At 62.1% G+C, this 14,745-nt stretch carries 10 protein-coding genes; 7 read left to right on the top strand and 3 right to left on the bottom strand.

Annotation, left to right across the window (positions count from 1 at the left end; translation table 11 throughout):
* The first annotated feature begins 95 nt into the window (after positions 1-95).
* Positions 96-1,241, top strand: coding sequence for a LacI family DNA-binding transcriptional regulator (locus tag AC1AYX_RS05885; RefSeq protein WP_476502640.1), 1,146 nt, complete (start codon positions 96-98; stop codon positions 1,239-1,241).
* A 73-nt stretch (positions 1,242-1,314) separates the two neighbouring features.
* Here AC1AYX_RS05885 and AC1AYX_RS05880 read toward each other — a convergent pair whose 3' ends face one another.
* Genes AC1AYX_RS05880 through tatA form a run of 3 tightly spaced genes read right to left on the bottom strand, consistent with a single transcriptional unit; the run spans position 1,315 to position 2,973 of the window.
* Positions 1,315-1,575 carry a twin-arginine translocase TatA/TatE family subunit gene (locus AC1AYX_RS05880; protein ID WP_476502639.1) on the bottom strand — a complete coding sequence of 87 codons (261 nt, stop codon included), beginning with the start codon at positions 1,573-1,575 and terminating at the stop codon, positions 1,315-1,317.
* A gap of 4 nt (positions 1,576-1,579) precedes the next feature.
* A complete protein-coding gene (gene tatC / locus AC1AYX_RS05875; RefSeq protein ID WP_476502638.1) occupies positions 1,580-2,692 on the bottom strand; it encodes a twin-arginine translocase subunit TatC in 1,113 nt (370 codons plus the stop codon).
* On the bottom strand, positions 2,689-2,973 hold the full coding sequence (tatA, locus tag AC1AYX_RS05870; protein WP_476502637.1) for a twin-arginine translocase TatA/TatE family subunit: 285 nt from the start codon (positions 2,971-2,973) through the stop codon (positions 2,689-2,691). The genes tatC and tatA overlap by 4 nt, the downstream gene beginning before the upstream one ends.
* A 505-nt stretch (positions 2,974-3,478) precedes the next feature.
* Between tatA and AC1AYX_RS05865 the strand changes: the two genes are divergently transcribed.
* From AC1AYX_RS05865 to AC1AYX_RS05840, 6 genes are all read left to right on the top strand, one after another.
* On the top strand, positions 3,479-5,899 hold the full coding sequence (locus AC1AYX_RS05865; RefSeq protein ID WP_476502636.1) for a beta-L-arabinofuranosidase: 2,421 nt from the start codon (positions 3,479-3,481) through the stop codon (positions 5,897-5,899).
* A 56-nt stretch (positions 5,900-5,955) separates the two neighbouring features.
* Positions 5,956-9,114 carry an OmpL47-type beta-barrel domain-containing protein gene (locus AC1AYX_RS05860; RefSeq protein ID WP_476502635.1) on the top strand — a complete coding sequence of 1,053 codons (3,159 nt, stop codon included), beginning with the start codon at positions 5,956-5,958 and terminating at the stop codon, positions 9,112-9,114.
* Between the two features lie 666 nt (positions 9,115-9,780).
* Positions 9,781-10,515 carry a single-stranded DNA-binding protein gene (locus AC1AYX_RS05855; protein WP_476502634.1) on the top strand — a complete coding sequence of 245 codons (735 nt, stop codon included), beginning with the start codon at positions 9,781-9,783 and terminating at the stop codon, positions 10,513-10,515.
* A gap of 116 nt (positions 10,516-10,631) precedes the next feature.
* Positions 10,632-10,958: a HigA family addiction module antitoxin gene (locus tag AC1AYX_RS05850; protein WP_476502633.1), complete on the top strand. Its 327-nt coding sequence runs from the start codon at positions 10,632-10,634 to the stop codon at positions 10,956-10,958.
* Between the two features lie 391 nt (positions 10,959-11,349).
* A complete protein-coding gene (locus AC1AYX_RS05845) occupies positions 11,350-13,041 on the top strand; it encodes a YobI family P-loop NTPase (RefSeq protein WP_476502632.1) in 1,692 nt (563 codons plus the stop codon).
* A 50-nt stretch (positions 13,042-13,091) separates the two neighbouring features.
* Complete coding sequence (locus AC1AYX_RS05840) at positions 13,092-14,528, top strand: hypothetical protein (protein ID WP_476502631.1); 1,437 nt, start codon at positions 13,092-13,094, stop codon at positions 14,526-14,528.
* Positions 14,529-14,745: the final 217 nt, after the last annotated feature.

Genomic DNA, 14,745 nt, shown 5'->3' with positions numbered 1-14,745 from the left:
TGAACGTTCACCGCACCCGTGCGCGCATGGCTACAATGAGTGCTGTTACGAGGAAGCAAGGCAGGCGGCGTCGCCTGCGTGTGATGGGAGTGCGTATGTCACATGCGATCGGTGCCATGGGCGCCACGGGCGATCTCACGCCGGACGGCGAGGAATCCCGCGACCGCGTCGGCACGGAATCACCTGGGCGTGCGCCGGTGCGTTTGCGTGATGTCGCCCGGGCGGCGAACGTCGCGTTGTCCACGGCGTCGCGGGCGTTGCGCGGTCAGCCGCGCATCAACGAGGAGACGCGTCGTCGCGTGTTCGAGGCCGCCGAACGTCTCGGTTACGAGCCCGAACAGATGCGGTCGTTGAAGCGCACGATAGGCGCGGGAGGCGTCGCGGGCGGCATCGGAACCGGCATGGCGGCCGGCGTCCAGCCCGGCATGCGCATCGGCGTCATCTGCATCGACCTGGCCGGCACGTTCACGCCGACGATCCTCATCGGCGCGGAGAACGCGCTGCAGGCGCGCTCGATCACCCCGATGCTCGTCAACGCCGGCGGCAACGAGGCGCTGCTCTACCGGTGCGTCGAACAACTGCTCGCGCAGGACGTCGCCGGACTGCTCATCATCTCGCGGCGCACCGATCCGGTGCCCTACCGGTTGGACGTGCCGGTGCCCGTCGTGTACGCGTACGGCCCCTCCACCGATCCGGCCGACTGCTCCGTCGTGCAGGACAACGTCGAATCGGGGCGCATGGCGGTGCGGCATCTGCTCTCCTGCGGGCGCACGCGCATCGCCGTCATCGCCGGCGACCGCACGTACAGCGTCTCTCACGAACGGTTGCGGGGAGCGGAGGATGCGTTGCACGAGGCCGGTCTGGAACTCGCGTGCAAGGCGCGGTTCGGCCCGTGGGACGTCGAATGGGGTCGCGCCGCCGTCCGTCTGCTGCTGGACGACGACCCCACGTTCGACGCGGTGGTCTGCCAGAGCGACGTGATCGCGCGCGGATGCGTCGAGGAACTGGAACGCAACGGGCGCAACGTCCCGCAGGACGTCGCGGTCATCGGCCATGACGACCGCGAGGACTACGTCGTGTACGCGCACCCGTGGCTCACCTCCATCGACGACGGCAACGAGTCGCTGGGCCGCATGGCCGCGTTGCTCCTGATGGACGCGATCGAAGGCAGGCCGCATCATGGCGTCGACCATGTGGCCGCCCGCCTCATCCAACGCGAATCCACGCTGCCCACCGACTGATCCCGCCATCACGCGCCCGTCGTCCGTCACGTCCGTCACGTCCGCCGCGTCCGCCGCGTCCGCCGCGCGCCCGTCAGCGGATTGGCGGCAGCAGCCGGTCGACGTCCTGTTTCGCGCCGTCGATCGTCCGCCGGATGTCGTTGATGCCGGAATCCTCGACGATGCCGTGCACGTCGATGTCGCTCTGCTTGCGCAACGCGGCGCCGCGCGCACGCAGGTCGTGGATGAAACGGCCCGCCTTGCGCGCGTATCCGGGCAGACGGTCCGGACCGACCAGAATCACGGCGATGACGAGAATCACCACCAGTTCCGTGCCGGAAATACCGAACAACATGCTCTCACTCTCCTTCCGATGGCGCGGCAGGCGACGTCACTGCGTCGGACGTCGCGGCCACGGCCCGCGCCTTGCGTGCGCGGCCGGGCGCGATCCGCGCGACCGTCTCGCGCACCTTGCGCCACGCCGCGAACAATCTCGGCTCCTCGCCGGCCTCGCGCATGATCCTCCACAATTGGATGCGCTCGTACAGCCAGCACACGCCGATCGCCGCGAAGTAGATCGCGCAGATCGGCAGGGCGAGCGCGCACAGCGTGCCCGGGTCGCCGGTCGGCGTCGCCACGGCGGCGAAGACGAACGCGACCAGCACGGCCACACGCCACTGCCTGAGCCACGTGCGTGTCTCGACGGCGCCCATCATCGTCAACGCGACCATCACGACCGGCAGCAGGAACGACAGGCCGAAGGCGAGCGTCATGCGCAGAATGAAGTCGAAGTACACGTCGGCGCTGAGCAGCGTCGCCGTGTCCGCAGGCGCGAATCCGGTGAGGATCGCGACCGCCTGCGGCAGGAAATACCAAGCGAGGCCCGCGCCCGTGAGGAACAGCGGCACGGACGCGCCGATGAACGCGACGGCCGTCCAGCGCTCCCTGCGCTTGAGCCCCGGATTGATGAACGCCCACAGCTGGTACGACCACCATGGGCAGGAGGCGACCATCCCGAGGAAGAACGCGATCTCCAGCTTCACGTTGAACGCGGAGACCACGCCGTTGAACGTGATGCTCATCAGCCCCTGCTGCTGGGCGGCCGCCGTGAGGAACGGCTGTTGCAGGATGCGGAACACCTGGTCGCTGACCATCCATCCCGCCACGGTCATGACGGCGATGCCCGCCGCGGCGCGGATGAAGCGCGTGCGGAACTCGATGAGATGGTCGGCCAGCGGCATGACCGCCTGCGGGTTGCGGGGTCTGCGGGATTTGCGCGGTTTGCCCGCGTTGCGTGTGTTTCGTGCGTTGCGTGTGTCGCGTGACGACGTCGCCGGCGCCGCGGCGCTGCCTGCGGCGGCGACGTCGGTCTCCGGTTCGACGAGAAGACTGTCGAGATCGAGATGCGTGTCGCGTTCGCTGGGATGCAGCGTCGGTGCCGGAGGCGTGAAGCTTCCGGAAACCGCGTTCATCGCGTCGCGGCTCCGGTCACGGATGCGGGTGCCGGCGCGGCGGTGGCGTTCACCGTGGCCGCGGGTGCGGCGACGGGCGCGGGTGCGGCGGTGACGGCCGGGGCGGGGGCGGGTTGCGCGGTGGCGTTCACGGTTTCGGCGTCGTCGGTCTTGGTCTCGGAACGGAAGATCTTCAGCGACTGTCCGACGGACTTGGCGAGCTCCGGCAGCTTCTTCGCGCCGAACAGCAGCACGACGATGAGCAGGATGATGATGAGCTCGGTGGGACGAAGATTGGCCATGATGAACTGTCCTTCCAACTACTGCGTTGTGACAGGGAAGGTTCTTCTTATTGACGCACCAATTCGCGAGTATAGCCCGTCGCGGAGGACACGGCCAAATCGGGTGTCGTTGCGCAACGTGCAACGAAGCGGAAAACATGCGCAACAAGTTGCGCAACTCATTGGGAAAAAGGTTTTCGCACATGCAACTGGGGCGTGGGGGATGCGCTTGGTGTTTGGAGGTCCGCGGGAAACGTGCTTATTGTGAACGTGCACAGCAAGGGTGCCGCGGCAAAGGAGGCCGCGGAGCCGATATGGAGGAAGGAGCCGGCGCAGGAGCCAGTCAGGGAAGACGACGATCGTTTCCGCCCCGAACAAGACAACAGACAGGGGACGCACCACCAACGGGAACGGCCGCCGTCGCCCCGGACGGACGCTTTTTCGCGCCTTCTTCCCGCCATGTCGACGCCCTCGCATGACACCAACGCCGGCGTATGGACGCGCCGGCATCCAATGAAGGAGCAAGATGAGTTCGACAGAAGCAACAATGGCGACGACCGGCATCTCACGCCGCGCCGTACTCGCCGGCGCGGCCGCCATCGGCGGCACCATCGCCGTGGCGAGCGCACTGGGAGTAGGCACCACGCAGGCCCAGGCGGCCCCGTCCGCCACGGGCGCGGCCGGTGCGGCGGCGAACGCCGGCGGCAATGGCGGCGTGACCGTGCCCGCCGCGCAGCGCACCACCAAGGCCGTGGCCAACATCACCGATTCGCCGGCGCTGCCCGGGTGGGACGTGCAGCCGTTCCCGCTGAGAAGCGTCGCCGTGACCGGCGGCGTGTTCGAGCGCGCCAAGGACGACCTGCTCAACTTCGCCCGATACTACCCGATCGACCGCATGCTCACGTGCTTCCGCGCGCAGGCCGGCCTCGATACAAAGGGCGCCGAACCCGCCGGAGGCTGGGAGAACTTCCCGAACGGCTCCGTCGACAAGGCCAAGGAGCAGCAGTGGGGTGCGGACGAGTACACGCGAGGCCAGAACAAGAACGGTGCCGACGGCCTGCTGCGCGGCCACTACGCCGGCCATGCGATGACGATGCTCGCCCAGGCGTACGCGGAAAGCGGCGAAGAGGCGATTCTCAACAAGATCAACGCGCTCATCGCCGGACTCGTGGAATGTCGTGACGCGCTGCGCAAGATGACCTACAACGGCAAGGCCCGCTACTCGCACCCCGGATTCCTCGCCGCCTACGGCGAATGGCAGTTCAAGGCGTTGGAGGAGTACGCCCCCTACGGTGAGATCTGGGCGCCCTGGTACACCGAGCACAAGATTCTCGCCGGCCTGATCGCCTGCTACGAATACGCGGGCAACGAGGACGCGCTCGACCTGGCCGAGGGCATCGGCCATTGGGCCTATTCGCGTCTGAGCAAGTGCACGAAGAGCCAGCTGCAGAAGATGTGGGACATCTACATCGGCGGCGAATACGGCGGCATGAACGACTCGCTCGTCGACCTGTACAACGTGTCCAAGGACAAGAACCGCGACGAGTTCCTCAAGGCCTCGAAGTTCTTCGACACCGACAAGCTGATCGACAACTGCGGCGCAGGCGTCGACATCCTCAACAACCTGCACGCCAACCAGCACATCCCGCAGTTCGTCGGCTACGCGAAGGACGCGGCCATGGCCGACGCGGACATCAAGGAGGCGGATCGCAAGCGCTACCTCAAGGCCGTCGAAGGCTTCTGGGGCATGATCGTGCCCGGCCGCATGTACGCGCACGGCGGCACCGGCGAAGGCGAGATGTGGGGTCCGGCGCACACCGTGGCCGGCGACATCGGCAAGCGCAACGCCGAATCCTGCGCCGCGTACAACATGCTCAAGATCGCCCGCTGCCTGTTCTTCATCGACCACAAGCCCGCCTACATGGACTACTACGAGCGCACGATCCTCAACCACATCCTCGGCGGCAAGTCGCGCGACCTGCACAACCCCACGCAGGATGCGACGACCGGATTCACCCCGGGCAACTGCTACATGTACCCGGTGAACCCCGCCACACAGAAGGAATACGGCGACGGCAACGTCGGCACCTGCTGCGGCGGCACCGCGTTGGAGAGTCACACGAAGTACCAGGACTCCATCTACTTCCACTCGGCCGACAACAAGGAGCTGTACGTCAACCTGTTCACGCCATCCACGCTCGACTGGGCGGACACGGGGCTGAAGCTCTCCCAGGAGACCAACTACCCGGAAGAGGAGACCTCGACGCTCGCCGTCACCGCGACGCCGACGAGCAAGGTCACCTTCCGCATCCGCATCCCCGCCTGGAGCAAGGGCGCGACGATCGCGGTGAACGGCAAGGCCGTCGACGGCGTCAAGGCCGGCGAATACGCCACCGTGGAAGGTGACTGGAAGGCCGGCGACAAGATCGTCGTCACCATCCCGCTGCAGCTGCGCACCGAGTCGACCGACGACCGCAAGGACATCCAGGCGCTGTTCTACGGCCCGACGCTGCTTAACGCGCTCAACCCGTCCACCAAGTTCATCCAGCGCGGCTTCTACGAGCGCAACGGACTGGATGGCACGATCAAGCTCGGCGTGCAGAAGAAGGAAGGCACCGCCAACTACTTCATCATCGACGGCGACGAGTTCGAGCCCGCCTACAACGGCGACAACACCCCGTACCACATGTACTTCCAGCGCAAGGACGACTACGTGGGGTTCGCGGGCAAGCTCACCGACGTGAGGAACCCGAAGCGCCCGGCCGCGAAGGACCGCAGCGAGTCCACCCTGATGGACGACATCTGGGCGGCCGCGCCGTTCGCGAACCGCACCGCCTTCGTCAAGAAGGTCCAGGAGGTCACCAAGACCTACCAGGACGAGGGACTCCTCTCCAGCCGCGATCGCCAGGCGATCCTCCTCGCCGCCGGCCGCGCCAAGATGAGCTGACCCCGCCGCAATCCACGCAATCATCACAGACATCACTTCAAGAGAAAGCATCATCCATGACCATCGCAAGCACTGCAACGGCCGCGAAGGCGGGACTGGCGAAACGCTTCGCCGCGTTCGCCGTCGCCGCCGCGACGCTGCTGGCCGGCGGCGCATTCGCCGCACCGGCCAGCGCGGCGGACGACCCGGCTCCCGCGGAGACGAACGTCGCCCTCAACACGGAAAAAGGCAACGACAACGCACCTGACGTGTCCGTCAGCTACGTGACCGGCTGGAACTCGACCGCCGCCATCAACGACGGCAGCATCGACGGCAACGCCAGCTACGGCGGCTGGGGCACGTGGGGCAACACCTCCGACCACGAGACCGCCACGTACACGTGGAACCGCGACGTGACCACCTCCAAGTCCGTCGGCTACTACTGGACGAACGTGAAGACCGGTGACGGCGGCGTGCCGCTGCCGAAGAGCGTCTCCATCGAATACCTGAACGCCGACTCCGGCAAGTACGAGACCGTGCCGAACCTCAAGGTCGACAAGACGTTCCCGACCGACGACCAGCTCGACGCGTCCAACCCGGTCTACGGCCCGTACACGTACACCTTCGATCAGGTGACCACCAAGTCGCTGCGCCTCGTCGTCAACAAGCAAGCCAACGACAACAAGGGCATCACCGTCACCGAGTGGCAGGTGCTCGGCACCAGCGCCGCCCTGCCCGTCGACCCGGGCGACCCGGACGCCTTCGAATACACGCAGCAGGTCGCCGTGCGCACCACGCCCGGCGTCGACCCGACCTCCAAGCTGCCCGCCGAAGTGTGGGTGACCCCGGAGGACGGCCCGAGCCTCAAGGTGCCCGTCACGTGGGAGGCCGTTCCGGCCGACGCCTACGCGACCGCCGGCACCACCGCGGAAGTCAAGGGCGCGACCAAGGCCGGCACCTATGACGGCATCAAGGTCGAGGCAGGCCAGGTGACCGCCACGATCGGCGTCTACGACCAGCTGAACACCGAGGTGACCGACGCCGAATACGTCTCCACCGTCACCACACCGAAGGTCAAGCCGGTCCTGCAGGACACGGTCGCCCTCACCTACGCCGACGGCTCCGTCGAATCCGGCCACAAGGTGACCTGGGACGAGATCCCGGCCGCCGACTACGCCGAGGCCGAGCAGATGGGCGAGGTCTCCGGCGCGATCGAAGGCGTTGATGGCGTCAAGGCGTCCGGCATGTTCTTCGTCGTCGCCCCGTCCGACCCGAACGCCAAGCCGATCGTCTCCATCGACTTCGACTCCGCCGCCCCCGGCTCCGGCTGGTACACCACCACGCCGAAGTTCACGATCACCGCGCTGCGCGGCGTCTCCACCGTGCCGATCAAGACCGTCGAATACAAGATCGGCGACGGTGAGTGGACCGCCGGCATCGGCCCGGTCTCCGTGACCGAGCAGGGCGAAGTGACCGTCTCCGCCCGCGCCACCGACGAGAACGGCAACGTCCGCGAAGCCTCCCAGACCATCAAGGTCGACACCAACGCGCCGAAGGTCACCGCCAAGCAGGACAGCAAGAACGGCAACGACGTGGTCGTCTCCCTCACCGCCGACGACGGCGCCAAGGGCTCCGGCGTGACCCGCGTGCTCTACTCCACCGGTCCGTCCAGCAACCCGAAGTCCAACGAGAACACCATGTGGGGCACCTACGTGGACGCCGACAAGATCAAGGTGCAGCTCTCCGCCGACCACGACACCTACGTGCACTTCTACGCGCAGGACGCCGCCGGCAACGAGTCCAACTACGCCAACATCAACCTCGGCAAGGGCGAGGCCGTCGCACCGGAACCGTCCGTCGACTCCGTCGCGATCGCCGGTGACGGCGTGAAGGACGGCAAGCTCGCGCTCACCGAGGGCGACAAGGCTGCGCTCACCGCTGACGTGAAGGTGACCGGCGACGCCGCGACCACCGTCACGTGGAAGTCCTCCGACGAGAAGGTCGCCACCGTCGACAAGGACGGCAACGTGACCGCCGTGGCCGCCGGCAAGGCGACTATCACCGCCACCTCCACCGCCGACACGACCAAGTCCGCCAGCGTCGAAGTGACCGTCGCCGCCAAGCCGGTCCCGGTCGACAAGGCCGGACTCAAGGCCGCCGTCGAACTCGCCGGCAAGCTGGACCAGTCCGCGTACACGTCCGACACGTGGAAGACGTTCGCCGCCGCCCTCACCTCCGCGCAGAAGGTCCTCGCCGACGACTCCGCCACGCAGGCCCAGGTCGACGCCGCGCAGTCCGCGCTCGCCGATGCCGTCGCCGGATTGAAGCCGGTCGAGCAGAAGCCCACCGTCGACAAGTCCGGCCTCAAGGTCTCCGTCGAAGTCGCGAACAAGCTCGACAAGTCCGCGTACACGGCCGAAAGCTGGAAGGTGCTCGCCGACGCGCTCGACGCCGCCCAGAAGGTGCTCGACAACGCCAACGCCACCCAGGCGCAGGTGACCGACGCCCAGCAGAAGCTGGTCGAAGCGGTCGCCGGCCTCGAGAAGGTCGTCGAGCCGACCCCGACCCCGGTGGTCAAGGACGGGCTCAAGGCCACGGTCGACGCGGTCAACGCCAAGAACCTCAAGGAATCCGACTACACGCCGGAGACCTGGAAGGCGCTTGCCGACGCGCTCGCTTCCGCGCAGGCCGTGCTTGACAACGACGCCGCCACGCAGGATCAGGTGACCGACGTGCAGACCGCGCTGGTCAAGGCCGTCCTCGGTCTCGAGGCCGCTACCGAGCCTGAGCAGAAGCCGGTGGACAAGTCCGCGCTCGAAGCCGAGGTCGCCAAGGCCGCCGCGATCGACCGCAGCCAGTACACCGACAAGTCGCTCAAGCTCCTCGACGCGGCCGTCGCCGCCGCCAATGACGTGCTCGGCGACGAGTCCGCCACCGCGAAGCAGGTGTCCGACGCCAAGGACGCGCTCACCAAGGCGCTCGCCGGTCTGGAGAAGAAGGCCCCGACGCCTTCCAACCCGGGCAACAACAACGGCAACGCCGGCAACAACGGCAACGCCGGCTCCGGTAACGGCGCTGGCAACGGTTCCGGCAGCAATGGTAACGCCGGCAAGGGTAACGGCAACAAGGGCGCCGCGCTCTCCAAGACCGGCAGCGCCGTCGCCACCCTCGCCGCGCTGACCCTGCTCCTCGCCGCCGCCGGCACCACCACCGCCCTCTACCGCAAGCGCCAGTAAGCGCCCGGATTCCAAGGAAACGGAATGCGCCTACGGCGCATGCGATAAAGGAGCGTAAGGGAACCTGAATGCGCCTACGGCGCATGCAATCCTCTTGCGCTCCCCCTTTCAGGGGGAGCTGTCCGGCGAAGCCGGACTGAGGGGGCTCCTGCCCAACCCAAAGGCCGCCGCATCCACCAAGATGCGGCGGCCTTTCTCGTATTCTCGGCTCCCCTTGTCAAGGAACCTGCGCAACCCGGCATTGAGGCGGCGCCCGAAGTGCTTCGGCTCCCCTTGTCAGGGGAGCTGTCGGCGAAGCCGACTGAGGGGTAGTCCGCCCGCGATCCGCAACATGCGCATATCAATCCGCATCCTCCATCCCCGCGTAATCATGTGCATTCCCGTGCGCGTTTTCGCATCACCCGGCATCCCTCCGCACCCGACCTCCCGCCCAACCCCATCACCCCGCATAATTGTGGATAACCCGCTCCCCATCCACACGTTATCCACAACACGCCCGGACTCCGGGGCTCTATCCACATCGTCCCGTCGCACTGGCGACGCACCCGCGCGATGACGCACGCTGGAACCACCGGGGAATCGGCGTCGTCGCCCGATTTCCCGGTCCAGAACCGCAAACCGCAACGATGCAGCGCCGGCCGACCAGCCGGCCGGAAAGGACCTCACATGGGCATCCAACAAGCGCTGGTGACCGTCACCGGCAATCTCGGGGCGAATCCCGTCTCCTTCAATACGAACGCGAACGTCCCCGCATGCTCGTTCCGTCTGGGCGTGACGCCGCGTTTCTTCGACCAGGGCACGGGGCAGTGGCGTGACCGTGACACCACGTGGGTGAGCGTGTGCGCCTACCGCGGACTCGCGAAGAACATTCTCGGATCACTGGGCAAAGGCGACCCCGTGATCGTGACCGGCACGATGCGCACCGAACGCTGGCAGAAGGAAGGCGTCGACCGCATGACGCCCGTCATCGACGCCGCCGCGGTAGGCCCCGACCTGAGCCAGGGCGTCGCCACATTCGCCCGCCTCTCGCGCCGGCAGCCCGGCGTCAACGCCGGTGCCGGCGCGGACGGCGGAACGGACGGTAATGGTGTGGCCGGGGGTGGCGGCGCGGCTGGTATGGCTGCGAACGGCGCCCCGGCGAACCCGCTGAACCCCGCGATTCCGCCGAATCCCGCCTCCGTGACCGGCGTTGTCATCGATACGGACGGCGTGGGTGGCGGCGATGGCGGTGCCGGCATCGCAGGGGTGGTAGCTGGCGCTGACGCCGCGGCAGGCGGTGCGGACGGTGCTACTGCGGCAGGCGGCATGGCCGCCGACGCCGCAACCGCCGCCGTCAACCCCGCCACCGGCGAAATGAGCGAACCGGACGAGCCCGACGACTTCGGCGACCCCGCAATGTAACGCCACCGTGCGGGACGGCGCACATTCCCGCCGCCCCGCACTACTAACGTTTGGCGATACTAACGGATGGCGATAGTATTAGATGGATTGGTGTGCTGTGCAGAGGAGGGTTGAAGATGTCTGCTTCGACGACTACCAGCAGGAGGGACTTGTTCGCCACCCCCGGCGAGATTCTCAAGGAGGAGTTCCTGGAGCCGCTGGGCATCAGCAACTATCGGCTCGCCAAGGCGATCGGCGTCTCCGAGACGGCGGTAGGGGAGATCATCAAGGGCAAGCGCGGCATCAGCGTGGCGATGGCCCACCGGCTTGGCAAGGCGCTCAACACCTCCGCCGAATTCTGGATGAACCTCCAGCGCGACTACGAGATCTTCACCTTCGACCCCTCCACGGTGGAGAACATCCAGCCGCTGGTCCCCGAGCAGCCGCTCGTATCCGAACAGTAGAGCGACTTTCTCCAATTTGCGCCCCCTTCGGGGGAGCTGTCCGGCAAAGCCGGACTGAGGGGGGTAAAGCGCTCGGACGCTTGTCGCAGCACACACTGACATCCGCATTTCGTCGCCTACTGACTTGCCGGATCTGCTATTGTCGGGTGGACGCCGCGCACGTTGTGCAACGCATCGCTGGCCGTGCGCCACAACTGCCGCGCTGACTCATAGTGTGGCACGGCTTCCGGGCGGGGTCGATGGGGACTCAAATGACGTGGATTTTCCCCCGTTGCCCCGCGGACTCTTGGAGAATGCCCAACAGAATCCCGCCCGGCAGTCGTATGGCGCGTATGATGGAACACATGTTTCGCGGACGCGCAGGGGCGTGTGGGCGAAGAAGGGCATGTCAATGGGAGGACAGGAAAAGGGCAAGGGCCACATCGGCAGAACAGGTGTGCCATTACGACGATTGATGCCGCGCTTCGAGGAGACGCGCCACGGCACCTACGCCCGCACGTTGTACGACGCATGCAATCCCGATCTGGTGAAGCACGACAAGAAGAGCGATCCCGTCGATGGTTCGGCTGCCGCAGATGATGCGATAGACGACGCCTACGCCGGCCTGCCGCGCAACGTCGCTCTGCTGGGCGGCTACGGCACCGGCAAAAGCAGCATCATCCAAGGCTTCGAACGCTACGTCCGCTACGAATTCCGCTGGCTGACCAAGCTGGGGTTCCCTAGTTTGTATACGTATGACTGGTTTAGAGATGGAATTTGTAAAAAGGGTCCGCATTGGTTGAGAGACGGGATTGATACGAAGGCTCCGCATTGGGCCGGTCGTAAGTTTGGATCGATTCTGCGATGGATAGCACTCGTTGTCTTTGGTATCGGCATGGCTGGGGTGTTTGCGGCTATGTCTCTGAGCGCTTTGCGATTACATCCTTGGCGATGGTGGCGGAACGTCTTGGGAATCATTTGTGGGTTCCTTGCGCTTGTTGTTCTTGTGGCTTTTTCTATTAGGCGACGAGCACGAGCCAAAGCTATACCGGGCTACATCAAAGTGTCTTCGCTGCTGCTCTGCAGGCAAGAGGATTCTACCGTCAAGAAAACCTCGGACGAGGTATTACCTCGTCCGAAGAAGAATGGGAAATCTCCCGCAGCTGCGCCGAATGCAAATGTTGGTGACACAACTTCATCGAGCAATGTTCCTGATGTCTCGCCTTCGTCTGAAGAAGCAGCGGGCAAAAAGCCGGCGGATAGTTCAGCTCCTGCGGCGAACAATAAAACGATGCGATATCAGACTGACCACGTAGTAGTGGAAGTCCATCCACTTGAAAAGGACAGTGGTTCCACACAAGAGCACAGCGCCAAGACTCTTGATATCCAACGGGAAGTCGTCAAGCAGCTGATTTACAGCGTCGCCCCGCGCATCGTCGACCTGTCGCACTTCCACCGCTTGCGTTCACGGCGTTCTCTACGTGAGAATCTGTCTTTGGTCAGTGTTCCAGCGTTGGGTTGTGCTTTATTGGTGTTCTTCGTATGGATCTCGCAAAGCAAACCAACACTTGAAGGTGTGCGTGGCTTCATCAAAGAACCTGATCGTTGGTGGAAGAGCCCGTGGCTATTCAATGCAGTGGTGATTGTGGTCATTGTCTGTTGCTTGTCTTTTGCGTTGAAAGACCGGCTGCGTCTCTCGAAAATCCAGGCCGCTGCAGAAGGCGTTTCGCTGTCGTATGAAGACAACAAGGCCAATCTCGACTATTTCGATAAGTACCTTGATGAAATCATCTTCCTGCTTGAGAAGGCGAACATCCGCTATGTGGTGTTCGAAGATCTCGACCGCGCTGATGACATGAACATCTTCTATGAGCTGCGCGAGCTCAACATGCTCATCAACTCGTCAACCCAAATGCACAACCAAACCGTAACCTTCATCTACGTCATGGGCGACGACAACTTCGCTTCGGCGTATGGTTCCCCATATGAGACAGCCGAAAACAAGGCTAAATTCTTTGATGTTAATGTATATGTACGACCGTTTGTCGCATATGGAAATGGTGCTGGAGTGCTCCAGGAATTGATGGAAGATAATGCGTTATGAAAATACGCATCTCAAAATAAGGGGAAAACAAAGACTGGTGAGGTGGAATAATGTCTGAAGATTATTTTGATAAGGAATTGTTGCGCTTGATTGCCAAACACTTTCCTGACTATCGCATATGGGTTGATGTTCGCAATCTATACTTTATTACTAAGCATCGTATTTATGATATGTATGGCACTGTAGATAATGGTGGAAATGGGCATCTTCTTTTGGGTAAGCCGTCTGAATGGTTTATGCCAAACGAGTGTTTAGCTGCATGCGTTTTACGTGTTGCTTACCCGAAATTAACTGAGAAGATCATTGCTAATGACAGCCCTTTCGATGATTCTTTTGGGGTATCGTACACCTTTAGAGAATTAGTTTCAAGATGTTATCGCGATAAAACACTCACTGTTGAAGAAAAGTCTGAAGATGATAGAAAGATAAGAGAATGGGAGAAGTATCCATTTATAGTTGACTGCATGCGTCCTTATTGGTTTACATCGAAGTATCCAATATATCTGATTGATTGGGAGGGGAAGATGACTCCTGGCGCTTGGCTGGTTATGGAAAGTGGTAATTCTATAAAAGGAGATGGCGGTTCAAATTCGGAATTATCTATTATGGAAGACGTATCCTATCTTCCATTGGGTGAAATTGATTGCAGGTCAGTATTTGAATGGTATCCAATTGATGTATATAATCGAATAACTTCGAATGTTTCGCTGTTGTACTGGTCTCTGACTATGGGAAAAGATATTCCTGTAGATCCCGTAGTTGTGTTTAAACGTAAGAGTCGTCGTGATGTAATATTTGATGTCATCAAAGGGGAGTTTCGTAAACAGTTTATGGCTTTGTGTAATCATGAAACCTCTAATTCGTTACTTGTCTCGTTTATTGCAACGCACACTTTTTTCGTTGTTGGGAATGCTTTTCAACGTATTTTGGAGAACGGTTTTTATGACTTGTATAAAACTTTATGCTCTCGCTTGATTGATGAAGTATTTACTGGCTCTAATTCCTATGTGGCCATATCATTTATCTATTTATTTTCTTACATCGATTTGCCAATTGTAAAGAACGATGTTAAGGAGGATGAGTTTTGCTTAATTGATGCAATAAATCAACATAAATATGTTATTGGTTCCTATTCCTCGAGGTTTAAGGATTCTGAGAGATTGTTGTATATTTATAAGCGTCTTTATCTCCATAATCCTGACTTTTATAAAAGTGGGTTAATTTCAGTTCTTGAATTATTGTGCTCAATGTGCACTTTCTTTGTTGCTCGCAATGATTCTATTGTTTGGGAAGGGATGACTCGAGAAAAACTAGTGGCAAAGCTGCGAGCTTATGTGTGCGAGAGGGTTGAAAAAGAATCATTATCAAATAATGACGTGAGGAATCAGCAGTTTCAGTCATTTAAGGAACGTTTGGATACCGGTTGGTTGCCGGGGGATGATGATGAACCTAGTGATGGAGATGGTGGCAAGCTGGAAAAGAAGTGACGGGTGATGCTGATAGCCGGGGTGCGACGTTTACTACGAACGTTACACCCCCAGCTATCTCTCCCCCACCCGGCTTCGCCGGGAGCCCCCTCGTCTGAACCGCACCCTGATTGTTGGACTGAAGTAATTCGGATTCGATGATTGGAGGTGCGGTTTCTCATGTCCGGGAATCGCAGGCGTCGTTATGACGATGGTTTCATGCGGCTCGTCGTTGGTG

Source organism: Bifidobacterium sp. LH_419 (assembly GCF_056356955.1).
The sequence above is the reverse complement of the archived record's forward strand: the minus strand, read 5'-3'. Positions and strand labels throughout refer to the sequence as shown.